At 66.4% G+C, this 18,172-nt stretch carries 15 protein-coding genes; 11 read left to right on the top strand and 4 right to left on the bottom strand.

Translation table 11 applies throughout. From position 1 onward, the window contains the following. Window positions 1–16: 16 nt before the first annotated feature. From H582_RS0124755 to opp4C, 8 genes are all read left to right on the top strand, one after another. Window positions 17–730, top strand: a complete 714-nt coding sequence (locus H582_RS0124755; RefSeq protein ID WP_028600689.1) for an ABC transporter ATP-binding protein — start codon at window positions 17–19, stop codon at window positions 728–730. Beyond that, on the top strand, window positions 723–2,330 hold the full coding sequence (locus tag H582_RS0124750) for a hypothetical protein (RefSeq protein ID WP_028600688.1): 1,608 nt from the start codon (window positions 723–725) through the stop codon (window positions 2,328–2,330). Before H582_RS0124755 ends, H582_RS0124750 begins: the two co-directional genes overlap by 8 nt. A 122-nt stretch (window positions 2,331–2,452) precedes the next feature. After that, the gene (locus tag H582_RS0124745; RefSeq protein ID WP_028600687.1) at window positions 2,453–5,698 is read left to right on the top strand and encodes a DUF7507 domain-containing protein; all 3,246 of its coding nucleotides are present in this window, start codon (window positions 2,453–2,455) and stop codon (window positions 5,696–5,698) included. A 214-nt stretch (window positions 5,699–5,912) separates the two neighbouring features. Then, on the top strand, window positions 5,913–6,797 hold the full coding sequence (locus tag H582_RS0124740) for an alpha/beta fold hydrolase (protein WP_028600686.1): 885 nt from the start codon (window positions 5,913–5,915) through the stop codon (window positions 6,795–6,797). A gap of 8 nt (window positions 6,798–6,805) precedes the next feature. Then, on the top strand, window positions 6,806–7,582 hold the full coding sequence (locus H582_RS29550) for a DUF1684 domain-containing protein (RefSeq protein ID WP_164820124.1): 777 nt from the start codon (window positions 6,806–6,808) through the stop codon (window positions 7,580–7,582). Between the two features lie 389 nt (window positions 7,583–7,971). Next, window positions 7,972–9,597 (top strand): ABC transporter substrate-binding protein, encoded by a 1,626-nt coding sequence (locus H582_RS0124730; RefSeq protein ID WP_028600685.1) that lies wholly within the window; start codon window positions 7,972–7,974, stop codon window positions 9,595–9,597. Between the two features lie 35 nt (window positions 9,598–9,632). Beyond that, window positions 9,633–10,607, top strand: coding sequence for an ABC transporter permease (locus H582_RS0124725; protein WP_028600684.1), 975 nt, complete (start codon window positions 9,633–9,635; stop codon window positions 10,605–10,607). Beyond that, on the top strand, window positions 10,604–11,695 hold the full coding sequence (gene opp4C, locus H582_RS0124720; RefSeq protein ID WP_240479077.1) for an oligopeptide ABC transporter permease: 1,092 nt from the start codon (window positions 10,604–10,606) through the stop codon (window positions 11,693–11,695). Before H582_RS0124725 ends, opp4C begins: the two co-directional genes overlap by 4 nt. A 500-nt stretch (window positions 11,696–12,195) precedes the next feature. Here the strand turns inward: opp4C and H582_RS0124715 are convergent, their stop codons facing one another. Together H582_RS0124715 and H582_RS0124710 are read right to left on the bottom strand one after the other, a co-directional pair. Beyond that, window positions 12,196–12,378: a hypothetical protein gene (locus H582_RS0124715; RefSeq protein ID WP_028600682.1), complete on the bottom strand. Its 183-nt coding sequence runs from the start codon at window positions 12,376–12,378 to the stop codon at window positions 12,196–12,198. Between the two features lie 99 nt (window positions 12,379–12,477). Continuing rightward, entirely contained in the window at window positions 12,478–13,044 is a 567-nt protein-coding gene (locus tag H582_RS0124710; RefSeq protein ID WP_028600681.1) for a hypothetical protein, read from the bottom strand. Between the two features lie 179 nt (window positions 13,045–13,223). Between H582_RS0124710 and H582_RS0124705 the strand changes: the two genes are divergently transcribed. After that, complete coding sequence (locus H582_RS0124705; protein WP_028600680.1) at window positions 13,224–13,703, top strand: DUF6530 family protein; 480 nt, start codon at window positions 13,224–13,226, stop codon at window positions 13,701–13,703. Continuing rightward, complete coding sequence (locus H582_RS0124700; RefSeq protein ID WP_052333653.1) at window positions 13,700–14,188, top strand: DinB family protein; 489 nt, start codon at window positions 13,700–13,702, stop codon at window positions 14,186–14,188. The genes H582_RS0124705 and H582_RS0124700 overlap by 4 nt, the downstream gene beginning before the upstream one ends. Before the next feature lie 384 nt (window positions 14,189–14,572). Here H582_RS0124700 and H582_RS0124695 read toward each other — a convergent pair whose 3' ends face one another. Both H582_RS0124695 and H582_RS0124690 read right to left on the bottom strand, forming a co-directional pair. Next, complete coding sequence (locus H582_RS0124695; protein ID WP_028600678.1) at window positions 14,573–15,580, bottom strand: N-acetylglucosamine kinase; 1,008 nt, start codon at window positions 15,578–15,580, stop codon at window positions 14,573–14,575. Window positions 15,581–15,605: 25 nt separating this feature from the next. Then, a complete protein-coding gene (locus H582_RS0124690) occupies window positions 15,606–16,880 on the bottom strand; it encodes a 6-phospho-beta-glucosidase (RefSeq protein ID WP_028600677.1) in 1,275 nt (424 codons plus the stop codon). A gap of 277 nt (window positions 16,881–17,157) precedes the next feature. Here H582_RS0124690 and H582_RS0124685 point away from each other — a divergent pair, with 277 nt between their 5' ends. Then, window positions 17,158–18,024, top strand: coding sequence for a MurR/RpiR family transcriptional regulator (locus tag H582_RS0124685; RefSeq protein ID WP_028600676.1), 867 nt, complete (start codon window positions 17,158–17,160; stop codon window positions 18,022–18,024). Window positions 18,025–18,172 lie beyond the last annotated feature (148 nt).

The following is an 18,172-nucleotide window of genomic DNA, read 5'->3' as shown; positions in this document are numbered from 1 at the left end:
TGAAGGAGGGATCGACGTGAAGCTCATTCTGGAGCGGATCAGCAAGACGTTCGACGGCAAGCCGGTGCTGCGGGAAGTATCGTACTCGTTCGAGAAAGGCAAGATCTACGGCCTGCTCGGACGGAACGGGGCCGGCAAGACGACGCTGTTCAACAGCCTCAGCCGCGAGCTGAAGACGGACGGCGGGAAAGCGTATCTGGAGGAAGAGGACGGCGGCAGGCGGGAGCTGCGCGAGACGGATGTCGGCTACGTCTACTCGCTGCCGATCCTGCCCGAGTTTCTGACCGGGTACGAGTTCGTGAAGTTTTACCTCGAAGCGAATCCGGACCGGCGGACGGAAGGCGTGGACATCGATGCCTGGTTCGACCGGATGCGCTTCGACGGCCAGGACCGGCATCGCCTCATCAAGGGCTATTCGCATGGGATGAAGAACAAGGTGCAGATGCTGCTCTTCTTCATCGCCAAGCCTCCGGTCATCCTGCTCGACGAGCCGCTCACCTCCTTCGACGTCATCGTGGCGCTGGAGATGAAGCAGATGCTGCGGGAGATGAAGCAGGATCATATCCTCATCTTCTCCACCCATATCCTGCAGCTGGCTACCGACCTGTGCGACGAGCTCGTCGTGCTGAACCAAGGCTCGCTGTCCTCCGTGCAGTCCGAGCTGCTGCGCAGTCCGGAGTTCGAGCGGCAGGTCGTAGAGCTGCTGCAGGACGGACCGGCCGATGAGTAGCGTCTACCGGCTGCTGCGGGCCATCCAGGTCGCTTCGTTCGCCAACCGCCTCGTCTATTACATGCGGCGGCTGCCGTGGATCGGCTCCCGCGTGCCCGAATCGCTCTATGCCCGGCGCGGCTGGAAGCGCGCCGCCTCCTGGGCGGCGATCGTGCTGGAGCTGCTGTGGGCGGTCGCGAACAAGCTGATCTATGTCGGCCTCTGCGTCGTGCTCCCTGCGCTTTGGATGCGGGAGGCCGGGCATGCGGCGGATCTGCTGCCGTCCGCGCTGGCGATCCTGCTGCCGCTCAGCTTCTTCACCGCCTGCTTGTGGAACGCGCGGGTGCTCGAGCCGAAGCGGGACAAGTTCGTCGCGGTCAAGCTGATGCGGATTCCCGGAGAGCTCTACATGAAGGCGACGCTGACGTACCGATACGTCGTCTTTTTCCTGTCGTTCCTGATCGCGCTCGCCGTCCTGCTCCCGCTCGTCGGCGGCTCCATGCTCGGCGGGGCGCTGCTGGCGCTGTCGATCACGATGTGGCGGCTCGCGGCCGAGTACGGGCATCTGCTGCTGTTCGAGCGGACCGGGATCGTGCTGATCAAAAAGAACGGCCTCATCTGGGCGTCGATCCTCGTCGGACTCGCTCTCGCCTATGGCCCGCCGCTGCTCGGCCTGGCGCCGGACCTGCGGCTGCCTGCCCTGCCTGCGGCGCTCCTGGCCGCGCTCATCGCCTTGCTCGGCGCAGCCGCAGTCTGGCGGCTCGCCCGCTATCCCCGCTACCGCGAGGCGGTCGAGGCGGCGACCCGCCGGGACGATCCGCTGCTCGATCTCGGGCGGATGATGGCGGAAGCGAAAAAGGCGGATGTGGCCGTCAAGCAGGACGATCTCGGCGAGCCTGGACCGGATCGGGGCGGCAGCGCCTCGGGCTCGAGCGGCTATGCTTATCTGAACGCGCTGTTCTTTTCCCGGCATCGCCGGCTCGTCCGCCGTCCCCTCCTGGTGCGGCTCGCCATCGTGGCGGGAGCGGGAGCGGCCGGCTGCGCCGTGCTGGCCGTGCTGCGTCCGCAGCCCGGCTCATGGGACCCGGCCTCGCTGGCCGTGTACCTGCCGTTCGGCCTGTACCTGCTCTCCGTCGGAGAGCGGATCTGCCGGGCGCTGTTCTACAACTGCGACATGCCGCTGATGCGGTACGCCTTTTACCGGGCTGCGGCGCCCAAGCATTTCCGCCTGCGCCTGGTCCGCCTGGCCGCCATGAACCTGCTGACGGGAGCGGCCGCGGCCGCCGCGCTGACGGCCGCCGCGGCCGTCGCGGGAGCCGCCTTGCCGCTCGAAGAGCTACTGCTGCTCTGGGCGCTCGTGCTGTCGCTGGCGCTGCTGTTCTCGGTCCATCATCTGGCGCTCTACTATTTGCTCCAGCCGTATTCGACCGAGCTGGACGCCAAAAACCCGCTGTTCCACTTCGTCAACATGGCGCTCTCGGCGGGCTGCTGGCTCGTGCTGCTGCTGCGGCCGGAGCTGCCGGCGCTGGCGGCCGGCTCCGCCCTGCTGCTGGCGCTGTATGCCGCGGCGGCGCTAGGGCTCGTAAGCCGTCTCGGCGCGAGGACGTTCCGGATCAAGTGAGCCGGCCGCTGACGCCGAGGCGCGCGATTCCCCGACTGCCGTACTAGGCCAACCCGCCTTCATCATACGCATAGGAAGATGTTCGGCCCGCGAGCGGCCGGGACAAGGGGGGATGGGCGCGAATGACGGCGATCGGAGAGCAGTTCGTATTTAACTTCACAGGAGCGCAGCAGACATGGAACGTGCCGGGCGACGTAGGCGTGATTCGGATCGAATGCTGGGGCGCGCAGGGCGGGACGGCCACGACGCAGGGCATCGGCGGAAATGGTGGCTACGCCGCCGGCACGTTTCGGGTGACGCCCGGCGAGCCGCTCGTCGTGGCTGTCGGCGGAAAAGGCGAGGACGGCCGGCTGAACGGGCCGGCGACGGCGGGAGGCTTCAACGGCGGCGGGAACGGCGGACCCGGCTTCGACAATTCCGCCTCGGGCGGCGGGGGCGGAGGAGCCAGCGACGTGCGGCAAGGCGGGAGCACGCTGGCGAACCGCATCCTGATCGGCGCCGGAGGGGGAGGCGGCGTCGGAACCTTGACCAGTCCTACGCAGGGCTTTCGGGGAGCTGCCGGAGGCGGCCTGCAGGGCGCTTCCGGCACGGGCGACGATACAGTCGCGCCGGGCAAGGGCGGCACGCAGACGGCCGGCGGAGCGGGAGGAGTCGGAGGGAGCAACAGCGGTACGCCGGGAGTCCTCGGCCAAGGCGGCAGCGGCACGGGGAATCGCTTTGAAGGCGGCGGAGGGGGAGGCGGCGGCTTTTATGGCGGCGGCGCCAGCGGTGCGGGCAACGGCAACGACGGCTCCGCAGGCGGCGGTTCCTCTTTTCTCGGCACCGCTTACGATGCGGAGACGACGGCCGGCGTGCAGGCAGGCGACGGGCGCGTCGTCATTACCGCCCTCGGCCTGCTGACGTTCGACGTCGTCAAGACGGGCGACCGCAACGAGGCTTCGCCGGGCGATACGGTGCAGTTCTCCATCGTCGTGACCAATACGGGGAATTACCCGATCACGAACATCGCCGTAAACGACCCGCTGATCGGCATCAGCACGACGCTGCCGCAGCTCGATCCGGGCCAGAGCGAGGCCGTCGCGGGAACGTACACGATTCCGGCGCAGGCTCCGCCCGGCGTACTGACCAATACGGCGACCGTCCAGCCGCAGGATCTCGCTCCCAAGACGGCGAGCTACGACGTGCTCGTCTCCGAGGCGCCCTCGCTGCTGTTCACCAAGTCGGTCGACCGCGCGCAGGCTTCGCCGGGCGACACGGTCATCTTCACGATCCGGGCGCGCAACCTCGGCAACGTCGACTTCGTCAACCTGACGCTGACCGATCCGCTGCTCGGCCTGGAGCAGCGCATCAACCGCATCGTCGCAGGCGAGGAGTTCGTGCTGAACTGGCCGTACGTCATCCCGCCGCTGACGCCGCCCGGCTTCCTGACGAACCTGGCGCGCATCCAGGGCGACAATCTGAGTCCCCAGCTCGTCGGCGTCTCGCTGACGATCCTGGCCGCCGCGCAGCTGAGCGCGGTCAAGACGACAACGCCGAACGTCGCCCGTCCCGGACAGACGCTGACATATGTCGTCACAGTCACGAACTTCGGCAACGTCGAGCTGACGAACGTGCGCGTCGTCGACAGCCAGACGCTGCTCGACGAGACGATCCCCATCCTCCGCCCCGGAGAGGCGCGCGAGGTGTCGACAACCTATTTCGTGCCGCTCAACACGCCGCCCGGCGTCTACATGAACACGGCGTTCGTCACGTCGGACCAGACGCCGAGCCCGCTGCCGGCCGAATCGTCCGCCGAAGTCATTGCGGTGCGGGCGATCGGCCTCGTCAAGTCGGTCTCGCCGGCCGCGGCCGCTCCGGGGCAGCCGGTCGTGTTCCGCATCCAGGTCGGCAATCTCGGCAACGTGCCGCTCGGTCCGGTCCGCCTCGTCGATCGGCTGACCGGCCTGGACGAGACGATTCCTTCGCTCGCCGTGGATGAGATCGTCGAGGTGGAGGCGCCGTATGTCATTCCGGTCGGGACGCCGCTCGGCTCGAGGGTGCTCAACCTGGCGGAGGCGACGGCGGCTGGAGCCGATCCGGCCGAAGCGTCGACGCTCGTCGACATCGTGGCGGCGGGCCTTGCGATCGCCAAATCGGGGGATCGGACCGTCGCTGCTCCGGGCGATGTCATCGCCTATACGCTGACGGTCGTCAATACGACGTCGCTGACGCAGACGAACGTGCTGCTGTCCGATCCGGCCGCGAGCTTTGCCGAGACAGTCCCGAGCCTTGCGCCCGGGGCGTCCGTCATCCGCACGGTCGGCATCACCGTGCCTGCGGGCGCGGCGAACGGCAGCGTCATCGACAACGTGCTGACCGTCTCGTCGGATCAGACGCCGGCTCAGCTGGCGGCATACCAGACCGTCGTCCAGACGGATCCGCCGCAGCAGACGACGCTGGCGATCCGCAAGCTGTCCGACCGGCTCGTCGCCGGTCCGGGAGAGCCGATCCTGTTCACCGCCGAAGTCACCAATACCGGACCGAGTCCGGCGACGTCGATCGTCGTCGCGGATTCGCTGGCGGGCTATTCGCAGGCGATTCCGGCGCTGGCGCCGGGCCAGACGGCGGTGACGAGCTTCATCTATACGGTGCCGCCGGGCACACGGCAGGGCACGGTGCTCGTCAATACGGTGACGGCGACCGCTCCGGAGGTGCCCGCGCAGCTGCAGCCGGTGACCGATTCGCTGTCCGTGCTCGTCGCCTTGCCGGATTTCCTGCTGGAGCTGACGAGCCGGGCCGCGCCCAATCCCGTGCCGTACCGGGGAAGCACGCTCATCGAGATCACGGTCCGCAACATTTCCAGCCAAACGCTGACCGGGGTGCGCGTGCTGGAGTCGCTGACCGAGTTCGCCGCCGTCATTCCGGTGCTGCCGCCGGGAGACAGCCGCACGTTCACGGTACCGTTCACGCCGCCGGCGAGGACGCGCGGCGGAACGGTGTTCGACAGCTTCGCCACGGCGTTCTCCAATGAGACCGCGCTCCGCCAGGTGCTCGTGCCGATCGTGGCGGCGATCCGGAACGACGCGCTCCTGACGGAATCCGTCTCGCCGCAGGTCGCCGCTCCCGGAGGCACCGTCGTCTTCACGGTCCGCATCGCCAACACGGGCAACGTGCCGTTCGTGAACGGCGTGCTGCAGCTGCCGCTGTTCGGCCTGCGGCTGACGACGGAGTCGTTCGAGATCGGGGCGGACCAGACGCTGCGGCTGCCGTACCGCATCCCGGATGACGCGCCGGAGGGGCTCATCGTGAGCGAGGCGATCGCCTCCTCCGACAACGGTCCGACGCTGCGGGCGACGGCCGCGGTGCGGGTCGTGCACGAGGAGGAATAGCCGGTTTTGATCCGTCCGGGCCTTGGGTCCGGGCGGATTTTTTCGTCCATCCTGCTCGCGAGGCCGCTCGCTCTGGAGGGCGCGCATATGGAAAATTAGGGATGACGTCCGATTCAGTTGACTTGGTTCGTGTTTATTCGACATAATTTATGAATATTGCTTCAGCCGGGGCTGAGGCACAAGCCATAACGCAGAAGGATCGTGAAGCGACAAGATGTTTGCGACAATCAACGGAACGAGGCTTTATTTCGATATCGAGGGCTCCGGCTACGTGCCGGTCGGGGAGCGCATGGAAGCCCGCCCGGCTCTGTTCGCCATCCACGGCGGACCGGGGAGCGACCACTCCGACTTCAAGCCGTGGCTGACGCCGCTGGCCGACGGGCTGCAGATCGTCTACCTGGACCAGCGGTGCAACGGCCAGTCGGAGCGCGTCGATCCGGCGACCTGCACGCTGGAGCAGCTGGCGGACGATATCGAGGAGCTGCGGCGCTATCTGGGCTTCGGGCGCATCCATCTGCTCGGCCACTCCTTCGGCGGCATGGTGGCGCAGGTGTTCGCGGCGCGCTACCCGGACTCGCTGGACAAGCTGCTGCTCATCTGCACGGCGCCGAGCCGGGAGTTCTACCCGGCGGCGCTGGAGTTCGCCTCCCGCATCGCCACGCCGGAGCAGCTGGCCGTCATTCCCGAGCTGTTCGAGGGACGGATCGAGGACGAGGCGCATCTGATCCGTTGGTGGGACGTCAACTACGACCTCTACTTCCATGTGCGCGACGAGCAGGTGATGCGCGAGACCGGCAACCGCCCGATCGGCTCGATGGAGGTCGCCAACTATACATTCAAGCATTTCATCCCGCAGTACGACGTGCGCGCCGCCCTGCCGGGCTTCGCGATGCCGACGCTCATCGTCGGCGCGCGCTACGACTGGATCACGCCGCTGTCGCAGGCGGAGGAGATGCATCGGCTCATCCCTGGCTCGGAGCTGGCCGTGTTCGAGCGCAGCGGGCATATGCCGTTCATCGAGGAGCACGAGGCGTTCCTGGCGGAGCTGAGGCGGTTCCTCGGCCTGGAAGCGCCGGCGGCTGCCGCGGAGCAGCCATGAGGGGCGCGATGGATTTGCGGGCCTGGCGGCAATGGAGGCTCGATTCCGCGGCCGGCCCGCGGGGCGACCTGTCGCTGGTCGCGCTGCATGAGCTGGCGGAGCCGGCGCGCATCGAAGGACTGCCCGGCGTCTGGTCGCCGGCCGATGGCGGGCTGACGGCGGAGCTCGCGCCCGAGGACGGAGCGCGGCTGGAAGGCGCTGCGGCCGCCGGCGTCATTCGTCTGGAAGAGGATGGAGCGGCGCTCCATTTCCCTGACGGAAGGGCCGCCGCCGCGACCTCGCAGCCGGGATCGCCTCATCTGCTCGCGGTGTGGGATCCGCAGGCCGAGCGGCTCGCCCGCTTTGGCGGCATCGACGTCTACCCCGAGGACGAGGCGTCCGTATGGACGGGCAGGTTCGAGGCGGCCGCGGACGGCACGGCCGAATTCCTGCACCAGGGAGACCGGGACGGCCGCACGCGCCGGCACGGATCGCCGGGCGAGATTGTCGCGGAGAGGGACGGGGAGACGTTCCGCCTCGTGCCGTTCCGCTCGGGAGACGCGCTCATCGTGACGTTCGCCGACCGCACGAGCGGACCCGAGACGTACGGACCGGGACGGATGCTGCTGGTGGACGGACCGCTTGAGCACGGCCAGCCGGTGAAGCTCGACTTCAACCGCGCTTTCCTGCCTCCGTGCGCGTTTTCGCCCGCCTTCAACTGTCCGCTGCCTCCGCGCTCCAACCGGCTGCCGCTGGAAATCCGCGCGGGGGAGAAAAACGTGCTCTGGAAAAGCGAGCGGGCGTGAGCTCCGGGGCGGCTCGCCTGAGCTGAAATGCTGAGCCCGTCGGAGCGGCTCGCCTGAGCTGATAACGCCGAGTCCGCCTGAGCGGGCCGCCTGAGCTGAAACGCCGAGTCCGTCGGAGCGGCTCGCCTGAGCTGAAAACGCCGAGCCCGCCTGAGGGCCGCGGGAAGGACCGGAAGGCTGCGCGCAGCCTTGTCCGGTCCTTCCCTGCGCTCGGGAGCAGGGAGATTTTTCTTCCCGCTCGGATGGTTTCGACAATATAATCCAAAAATAATGAGGATTCGACAATTTTCGCTATCTTCTATTGACAAGATGTCCAAGAAAACCGGATACTGAATAAAATCAAAGTTGTTCAATCGGAATTAGAATGATGAAGGAGAGTCGACATCCACATGAAACGAATCGGAAAAGGGGCGCTTGCGCTGGTGCTGTCCGCCAGCCTCGCGCTCGTATCGGCCTGCTCGAACGCGAATGCGCCGGCCAATGAGCCGTCCGCAGAGGCTCCTGCTGCCGGTGGCGCCAAGTCGGTGACGGTAGGCGTCACCTACGCGCCGAGCAACATCAACCCGCTGGCGCCGGTCGGACTCGTCTCGACCTATGTCGCGAGCCTGCTGTTCCCGCCGCTGGTCGATCTGGACTCCGACCTGCAGTACAAGCCGATGCTGGCGGACTCGATCGAGACGAGCGACAACAAGACGTTCACGATCAAGCTGAACGAAAAAGCGGCCTGGACCGACGGCAAGCCGGTGACGGCGGACGACGTCATCTTCACGCTCGGCCTGATGACGAACCCGAAGGTCGCCTCCAATCTGGCCTACCTGTTCGCGATCATCGAGGGATTGGACGACGCCGGCTTCCTGCCGGAGGGCCAGAGCGCGATCAGCGGCGTCAAGAAGGTGGACGAGCGCACGCTGACGGTGACGGTCAAGGCGCCGACGACGCTGAGCATTTTCCAGGATACGATCGGCAAGAACCTGCTCACGCTCCCGCAGTCCGCGCTTGCGGACATCGCGCCGGAGGAGCTGGCCAAGAGCGACTTCATGCAGAAGCCGGACGTGACGAGCGGTCCGTTCAAGCTGGCCGAATACAACCGCGACCAGTTCGTGCGCCTGGAGGCGAACGACGCTTACTTCAAGGGCGCTCCGAAGCTGGACTCGCTGAACTTCAAGGTGCTGCAGGGCAACGCCGTCACCGCCCAGCTGCAGAGCGGCGAGATCGACATGAACATCCCGTCGGCGGGCGTCATCCCGGTCGGCGACTACGAGAAGGTCAAGGGGCTGCAGGGCATCCGCACGGTCGAGGCGGCTCCGCTGGCGACGCAGTTCATGTACATCAACGAAGCCGTCGTGCCGGACGCGAAGCAGCGCCAGGCGATCAGCTACGCGATGAACCGCCAGCAGATCGTCGACAAGCTGCTGCATGGCGCGGGCGAGGTCGTGGACAGCTACTTCACCAGCTATAGCCCGTACCGCGACGAGAGCGTGCAGCCAGCCGCCTACGATCCCGAAAAGGCCAAGTCGCTGCTCGCCGAGTCCGGCTGGGACAGCGCCAAGACGCTGCGGCTGTACGTCCTGTCGGGCGACGCCACGCTCGAGCAGGCGGCCAACATCGTCGCCGAGAACCTGCGCGCCGCCGGCGTGCAGACGAAGATCCAGATGATGGATCTGGCGACGCTGATCGACAATCTCGTCAAGATGGACTATGACCTCGGCATCCTCACGGTGTCGCTGACGCCGATCAACCCGCTGCCGGACATCGCCTATTTCCTCAAGGAAGGCAATCCGAGCGGCTACAAGAACGCCGAGGCGGAGAAGCTGCTGGACGCGATCGCCGCCGAGACCGACGAGGCGAAGATCAAGCAGTCCTACAGCGACCTGCAGAAGATCATCGCGCAGGACGTGCCGATGCCGGCGATCTATGCGACCAAGGCGCTTGGCGCGGTGAGCGAGCGAGTATCGGGAGCGGAGCCGAAGGACTTCGGCATGTTCATCAACGTATACGAATGGGACGTGAAGTAAACGCGAGCGGGCGTTAACGATTCGAGGTGCAGGCATTGCTGACTTATGTGCTGCGGCGGCTGCTGACCGCCGTGCCCGTGCTGCTGGGCGTCACGGTCATCAACTTCATCATCATGCGCATGGCTCCCGGCAATCCGGTGGACATGCTGGTCAGCCCCAAGCTGCCGGCCGCGGCGGCGGAAGCCCGGCGGCTGGCGCTCGGGCTGAACGAGCCGGCCTACGTCCAGTACGGCCTGTGGCTGAAAAATCTCTTGCTGCACGGCGATCTCGGCTACTCGCTCATCACCTACGAGCCGGTGACGCGGGTGATATTCGACCGCATGGGGCCGACGCTGCTGCTCATGGGCACGGCGCTCGCGCTCGGCTTGCTCGTCGCGGTGCCGCTCGGCGTGCTGAGCGCGACGCGGCAATATTCCAAGCTCGACTATCTCGCTTCGACCGGGTCCTTTCTGGGCCTGTCCGTGCCCGGGTTCTTCCTGGGCCTCGGCCTCATCTATCTGTTCGCCATCCAGCTGCAGTGGCTGCCTTCGGGCGGCATGACGGAGCTTGGCGGCTCCGGCGGCTTCGTCGATCGTCTCCGGCATCTGATCCTGCCGGCGCTCGTCCTGGCGGCGGCTGTCGCAGGGCGGTGCATCCGCTACGTCCGCTCGAGCATGCTGGAGATTCTCGGCCATGACTACCTCCGCACCGCCCGCGCCAAAGGCGTGCGCGAGACGCTCGTCGTCGGCCGCCACGCCATGCGCAACGCGCTCATCCCGATCGTCACCGTCATCGGGCTGGAGATGTCCGTGCTGCTCGGCGGCGCAGTCGTCGTCGAGCAGGTATTCGCCTGGCCGGGCATCGGGCAGCTGACGCTGTCGTCGATCATGAGCCGCGACTATTCCACGCTCATGGGCTTGAACCTGGTGGCCGCCGTATCCGTCATCGCCGTCAATCTGGCGACCGACTTCATCTATGCGGCTGTCGATCCCCGCGTCCGCACGAGCTACGAGGGGGAGGGGGCGGCATGAATCTGTTCCGAAGGTATTTCTCCGTAGGCCGGGGCCGGGGACCGGCGATGCCGGGAACGGCAGGTCCGGTGTTGTCGGGAGCGGGGCGCGGTCAGAGCGGGCCGGCAAAGCCGGAGCCGGGACCGGGGGGGCTTGAGGCGGCCGCATCGGGACCTCTAGGGCCGTACCGGGACGCGTCGCGGTTGCCGGGAGCGGGGCCGGGGCAAGAAGGTCCCGGCTCCGCGGGGCCGGCGGCGGAGATCGGCGCCGTACCGGGCCGGATGTTCCTCCAGCGCTTTCAGCGCCACAAGCTCGGCGTCGCCGGCGCGATCGCGCTCGGCGTCATGGCGCTCGCGGCGCTGCTGGCGCCGCTGATCGCGCCGTACGACCCGAACGCCGTCACCGACTCGTTCGGCGAGGGGCCGTCGCTGCGGCATTGGCTCGGCACCGACCCGATCGGCCGCGACATGCTGAGCCGGCTCATCTACGCGGCCCGCGTCTCGCTTGCCGCCGGCCTCGGCGCGATGGCGATCGCGGCGGCGATCGGCACGCTGCTCGGCCTGATCGCCGGCTACGCCGGCGGCTGGATCGACAACGTCATCATGCGCGTCACCGACATCTTCATGGCGTTCCCGTACCTGATGCTCATCCTCGTCGTGGCGAGCCTGGTCGGTCCGGGGCTGACGAACATCATCCTCATCCTCGGCCTGCTCGGCTGGCCGGCGGTCGCCCGCCTCGTGCGCGGCAACGTGCTGGCGATCAAGCAGGCGGACTACGTGACCGCGGCGGTCGCGCTCGGCCTCAGCCGCACGCGCATCCTGCTGCGCCACATCCTGCCGAACACCGTCGCGCCGATCCTGATCTACGCGACGAGCGGCGTCGCCGGCGCGATCCTCGACGAGGCCGCGCTCAGCTTCCTCGGGCTCGGCGTGCAGCCGCCGGACGCGAGCTGGGGCAACATGCTGGCGAGCGCCCAGTCGCTGACCGTGCTCACCTCGCAGCCTTGGCTGTGGGTGCCGCCGGGCGTGGCGATCATCGTCACCGTGCTGGCCGTCAACTTCGTCGGCGACGCCCTGCGCGACGCGCTCGATCCGCGCAACCGGCATTAGCGGGCGCGCGGGTGGCACGCGCCGGGGCAGCGGTGCCGCAGGGAGCGCGGGCGGCGACTTGGCGCAAGCCCGCTGCGTCGGGGGTGCGTCGAACGTCGAGTGTCGGACGAAGCGCGTCGCTTTTGGCTTGGGCGCCGTCGAAGCGCTAACGATACGACAAAGCGCTATTTCGCTCAATTCCGCTGAAATGGATTTTTAACGATACGGAGCGACGCTATGGGCCGCTAGTTCGGTGTTTTTCCTCCTATTCGGGAGCAATAGAGCGCGAGAGTATCGTTAGAATTCCAGAACAGGCGAATAAGCTGAAATAGCGCTTCTCCGTATCGTTAGGCTTCCTAGGCGATGCGGCCGGCCGCATAAATGCAGTTCGTGCGATCATCCCATCGTTCTCCACCGCATGCGGCTGTCCGAACGAAAGGTCCATGAGGCAGGCATGCCTGCATCCAAAAGAGCATCGCCCCGGCGTTAGCCGGAGCGATGCTCTTTTTCGTTCCGAGGGCTCAGCCCGCGGCGATATAGATCGACATGGAGAAGATCCACATCATCGCGCCGAACAGCAGGGACGCCACGATTTTCAGCGCATCGGACTTCTCCTTGGCGAACAGCTGCAGGATCGCGAGCATGAAGAAGAAGGCGAGCCCGGGCATGACATAAGCGGCGCCGAATATAACCAACATTTCCAACCGAGCAGCTCCTTCCGCCTTCCCCATCCGAATGGGAGGGCTTCGATCGAGATTCCTCCTTTTTTAGCATGAACAGAGGCATTCTGCAAGAGGATCGCGCTACTCGAACCAGCCCGCCACGACGTGCCACCAGCGCTCGAGCCGCGCGATCCATCGGTCGGCCTGGCGGCCTTGCTGGACGAGATGGATGGCCCAGTCCCAGTCCGTGAGGAACTGGATGACGGTCAGGACAAGCATCGCGACGGCAAAGCCGAATGCCACCGTGAACAGCAGCTGCAGCCGGAAGTAACCGATCAGCAGCCGCGACAGCTGGCGCACTTCGGCCGGCGATTCGGCGGACTGCTCGATCCGCATCGCCTGCGCGGCGAGGCGCAGCATCCAGACGGCGGCAGCGACCTCCAGCAGACCGGCGAGCGTGCCGAGGCCGAAGTTCATCATGCCGACGACGCATTGGAACAGGCCGAAGGCCAGCGTGGCGCAGGCGGCTGTCCGCATCCAGAACGCGAGGCTGCGCCAGTCGCTTTTGGCGGAGGTGCGAGGGAAAGCGCGGCCGGGCGGGGGCGCGGAAGCGCCAGAAGCGCCAGAAGCGCCGGAAACGCCGGAAGAGCCCGCCGTCTCTTTGGCGAGGGCTTCACCGGGGTTCAAGCGCAGCATCGGTTCATTCATCGACAGGGTCTCCTTCGGGAATAGATGGTGACGAAGCCTGAGTTTGACATCGGCGTTCCGGCGGTCTATAGTAAGAGCGAACGTTTATAATTTAGTAAATTACTAAATCGAAATTTGAAATTCACTCATCAAAACTCTGCCGTCCACATCCATTCCCCCGGGAGGCCTTCGCGATGAACATGAAAATTCCGACGACGCTGAAGCACAAGCCGGTGCTCGTCTCTGAAAACTACAGCCAGGTCGACGGCCGCTACGCGCCTGACTCCGAAGCGAAGGGCCTGTCGCTCGGCCTCGCGCAGTGGAACGACCGCGGCAAGGTCGACATTTCGGCCAAAGTATGGCGCCATACGGGCGGCAAATGGTCGCGCCAGTCCGAGGAGCTGCCGCTGCATCGCGTGCTCGATCTGGCGATCCTCGTCGCCAGCGGCATGGTCCACTTCCGCGAAGCATACCGGTATGAGGGGCTCTACGATCCCGAGCAGCCGGTGCTGGACCGCATCGGCCTGCAAGGAGACGCGATGACCGTCTCGGTATGCACGGACAACGAGCGCATCGACGAGGACATCCGGCTGTTCAGCCAGGCGCTGAGCGACGACGGCGAGCTGATCGGCGAGCGGCTGCAGGTGCTGTCCGGCCTGCTCAAGGAGATGGGCTATTGAGCGGGGCGCGGGAGACGATCGAGCGCAGCGAGTCGCTGGCCGACTGGGCGGGCAGTCTGGCCGGACTGGACGATTTCGACTGGTTCCGGCCGATGCGGCCGGGCAAGGCGTCGATCGCGGAGGTGATCTCCCATTTGCAGAACTGGGACCGCTATCTGCTGGAGACGGTGCTGACAGAGGTCGAGGCGGGACGCGGCATCCATTTTCCGGCGTTCGACCCGTTCAATGCCCTCGCTTACCAATACGCCAACTCCGGCGTGGCGCGGGAGCGGCTGCTCTGCGAGCTGGCCGCCACGAGGCGCGAGCTGTGCCGCAGGCTGCGGGAGCTTGATCCCGCCGTGCTGGAGCGTCCGCTGCTCGTGAACGGCGCTCAGCGGGATCCGCACACAGGGCGGCCTTACTCGCTGGCTCTTATCCTCGAAGAATTCCTGGAGCACGACGAGCATCACCGCGCGCAGATCGAAGCGGCGCGCAGCGGCGGATGAGGGCGTTCGGCCGATCCGCGTGGACGGCTCCTCGCCCTGCCCGGCAGGGAGGACGCATCCGGGGTTAAAAAAAGAGGCTGCAAGCGATCCGCTGAACCGGATCGGACTTGCAGCCTCTTTTGCAGCTTCTTTCGGGGCCTGGCGCTTGAGCGCCCCGCAGCTGGCGTGCCGCGCCCAGCCCGTCAGGCGCGGGCTTCCGCGCCCGCCGCCGGCGGCTCCTCCGCCGTGCCGTGCCGTGCCGCGCCCGTCAGAGACGCGCGCCGTCGGATCGGTCTCGCCGCCGCACCGCGCTCGGCCCGTCAATCGCGGCCTGAGCGCACCGTCGGATCGGCCTCGCCGCCGCCGCACCGCGCCCAGCCCGTCAGACGCGGGCTGAGCGCGCCATCAAGTCCGCATCCCTGCGAGCACGCGCGCGCGCAGCGCCTCGGAAGCGGGCCGGCCGTGGGCCAGCTCCAGCGCCCACAGCACCGCGCCCGCCGCCGGCGGCTCCTCCAGCAGCCGGAAGCGCAGCTCCGTCTGCGGCAGCAGCTCGCGCGCCGTCTCCATGTACAGCTCGCGCAGGATAGGCGGCGCCGCCTTCACCCATACCGAGCCGGCCAGCACGACGTCGACCGGGCCGCTCTCGAAGTCGAGGCCGCGCACGCAGCCGGCCGTCGACATCGCCATCTGCCGCGCCGAATGCCGCACGGCCGCGAGCGCCGGGCCGTCGCCCGCCGCGGCCGCCTCCAGCAGCAGCGTCGCCAGCTCCGTCGCCGGCAGGGAGCGCGAGAGCATCGCCTCCAGCGCCCGCTCCAGCAGCTCCTCCGGTCCGACCGCGCCGAGCAGGCGCAGCGCCGGGGCGGTCAGCGCGGTAGGCGCGCCGACGCGGTACAGCTCGTCGTAGGCGAGGCGCACCGCGCGGCGGGCCAGGTAGGCGCCGCCGGACTCGTCGCCGGACAGCTCGCTGCCGACGCCGCCGACCTGCAGCCGCCGGCCCGACGGGTCGATGCCGCCCGTGCAGGCGCCGGTGCCGTTGATCGAGCAGACGCCTGCGCCGGAAGGGCTGCCGGCCTTGATGCCGAGGAAGCTGTCGTTGTCCATCTCGAAGCGGCCGTAGCCGAGCTCGCGGATGACGCGGTCCAGCTCCCGCTTCTGCGAGGGGATGTCGGCTCCCGCCAGGCCGAATGCCGCCGCGGCGAGATCGCCCGGCTCCAGGCCATGGCGGCCGAGCAGCTCTCCGGCCTGCTCGGCGAGCGCTCTTTTCGCTCCGGCGTAGCCGTCCTTGAACTGCTCATGGCTGCAGGTGCCCGTGCGGAGCGAGCCGAGCCTCCGTCCGTCGAGATCGTACAGATAATAGTCGGTCTTGGTGTTGCCGCCGTCGACGCCGAGCACGTACGAAGGAGTTCCATTCATGGTCAATGCTCCTTTCGCCGCCCGCTTACGAGCGGAATTGCGGCAGATAGTCCCGATGCGCTTCCTTCAGCTCGTCGAAGCAGGCGCGGGCCGCATCGTAGTCGCCGACGAGCGGGTTCATGAGCAGCGCGCGCATCGCCGCCTCCTCGCTGCCGCTCACCGCCGCCTCCACCGTCTCGCGCTCGTACGCCTTGACCATGCGCATGTAATCGCGGATATGGGCGTTGTCGAGGCCGCGCACCGGGATCGGCTTGGCGCCGTCCTTGCCGATGACCGCCGTGATCTCCACCGCGTCCGTATCCTCCATGAAGTCGAGCGCGCCTTGGTTCAGCAGGTTGACGACATGCTCCTCCTGCTTGTCGTTCCAGATGGCGTCGACGAGGCTGATCGCCACCTCGGAGTAGTTGGCGCCGCCGCGCGAGGCGAGCAGCTCCGGCTTGGTGTGGAGCTTGGCGTCCTCATACAGGCCCAGCAGCTCCTCCTCGATCTCCATGCAGCGCTGGCCGCGCGACTGCTCGGCTTTTTTCAGCAGGTCGAGCTTCTTGTTCTTGAAGTAGTAATACTCCAGGTACGAAGAAGGGATCGCTCCGATCGTCTGCACCAGCTCCTGGCTGAAGCCCGACGAGGGGATGTTCTTCATCGTCTCGCTGTTCAGCCCCTGGGCGAGCGCGTCCTGCAGGTAGTCGCGGCCGTCCTGCTCGATGCCGGTGATCCAGCTCAGATGGTTGAGGCCGACGTAGGTGAGGCGCGCCTCGGGCAGCTCCATCTTGGAGCGGATGCTCTTGGTCATGTTGTAGGGCACGTTGCACAGGCCGAGCATCTTGATCTTGCTGTGGTTCAGGATCGCTTCCGTGAGGATGCCCGCCGGGTTGGAAAAGTTGATCAGCCAAGCGTCCGGACAAAGCGTCTCCATCCTCCGCGCGATGTCCAGCATGACCGGGATCGTCCGCATCGCCTTGAAAAAGCCGCCGATGCCGCAGGTTTCCTGGCCGATCATCCCGTATTTCAGCGGGATCTGCTCGTCGAGCACGCGCGCCGGCAGCTTGCCGACGCGGATCTGGCCCAACACGAAGTCCGCTCCGCTCAGCGCCTCGTCGAGCTCCTGCGTCTTGACGACGCGGCAGTCCATGCCGGCCGCCGCGGCCATGCGCGCGCTCAGGTCGCCGACGATGTCGAGCTTGCGCGCGTCGATGTCCATCAACGCCAGCTCCCGGACCGGCAGCGAGCCGCTGCGCTTGATGATGCCCTCCATCAGCTCCGGGGTATAGGTGCTGCCTGCTCCGATGATCGCGATCTTCATCCTTTATCCATCCCTTTCCCTCTGGCGGCGAAGCCGCTCTGATTCCTCGCTCTGTGACGCTATTGTAGCACAGGAGGCGAGGGTGTCGAGCGTAAAGTTAAATTAATATTTCAAAAAATAATAAAAAATCAAAATATAATTTTATGGACGAATGACGGCGATTTTCCTGAGCAAATCGGCGTTTTCCTCGGTTTTTCCCCCTCTGCCGCTCTTGTAATTCCCGGTTCTAGCGTATACGATTATGGCGCTGTATCAGATCAACGGCAGGAGGCGGCTTATGGCTATCAACGACAACGTATTGATCAAGATCCGGGAACGCAAGGACAGTCTCACTCCTGTCGAACGGCGAGTCGCCGAATACATTCTGGAAAACAAGGAAGAGATTCCGCATCTCTCCATCAAGAACCTTGCCATGGGCAGCCGCACGAGCGACGCCTCGGTGCTGCGCTTCTGCAAGACGATGGGCTACAACGGCTACCGCAGCTTCATCGTCAGCATCTCGGCGGCGATGGGCGGCAAGGAAGAGCCGGACAGCGGACAGTACACGGACATCCAGCCGGGAGATGACCTGCAGACGATCATTTCCAACACGGCACGCAACAATATACGCTCCATCGAAGATACGCTGAGCCTGATCGACCGCGACGCCGTCGACCAGGCGGTGCAGGTTCTTCGCACCTGCAGCCGCATCTTCCTGTTCGGGATCGGGGCTTCCGGACTCATCTGCCTCGATGCCGAGCAGAAGTTCACGCGCATCAACAAGAACTGCCACGCCTATCTGGACGGGCACAGCCAGCTCACGGCGGCGACGCTCGTCTCCGACAAGGACGCGGCGATCTTCATCTCCAACTCCGGCGGCACCGAGGAGATCCTCGACGCGCTCGACATCGTGTCCAAGACGGGAGCGCGCACGATCGCCATCACCAAATACGGCAAAAGCGAGCTGTCCGAGCGGGCCGACCTGCTGCTCAGCATCTCGACGCCGGAGGTGACGATCCGCAGCGGCGCGATGGGCTCGCGCATCGCCATGCTGACGGTGGTGGACATGCTGTTCACCGGCGTGGCGAGCGCCGACTATCAGGAGGTCAAGCATTATTTGACCCGCAGCCGCAACATCATCGCCAGCAAGCGCCGCCGCCGCTAGCGGCGCTGGGGCCTGGCGCCGCCATGTCCGGCGAGCTGTCCGGGCATGGCCTTCCCTTGAGCATCCGCCGTATGGACCGGCGGGTGCTTTTTTGTCGGCTCTCCGGCTTGCTGCAACCCGGAAAAATCGGGTTGCAGAGTCGGCCCAG

Origin of the sequence: Paenibacillus pasadenensis DSM 19293 (genome assembly GCF_000422485.1) — a bacterium.
GTDB classification, from domain to species: Bacteria; Bacillota; Bacilli; order Paenibacillales; family Paenibacillaceae; genus Paenibacillus_O; species Paenibacillus_O pasadenensis.
The sequence above is the reverse complement of the archived record's forward strand: the minus strand, read 5'-3'. Positions and strand labels throughout refer to the sequence as shown.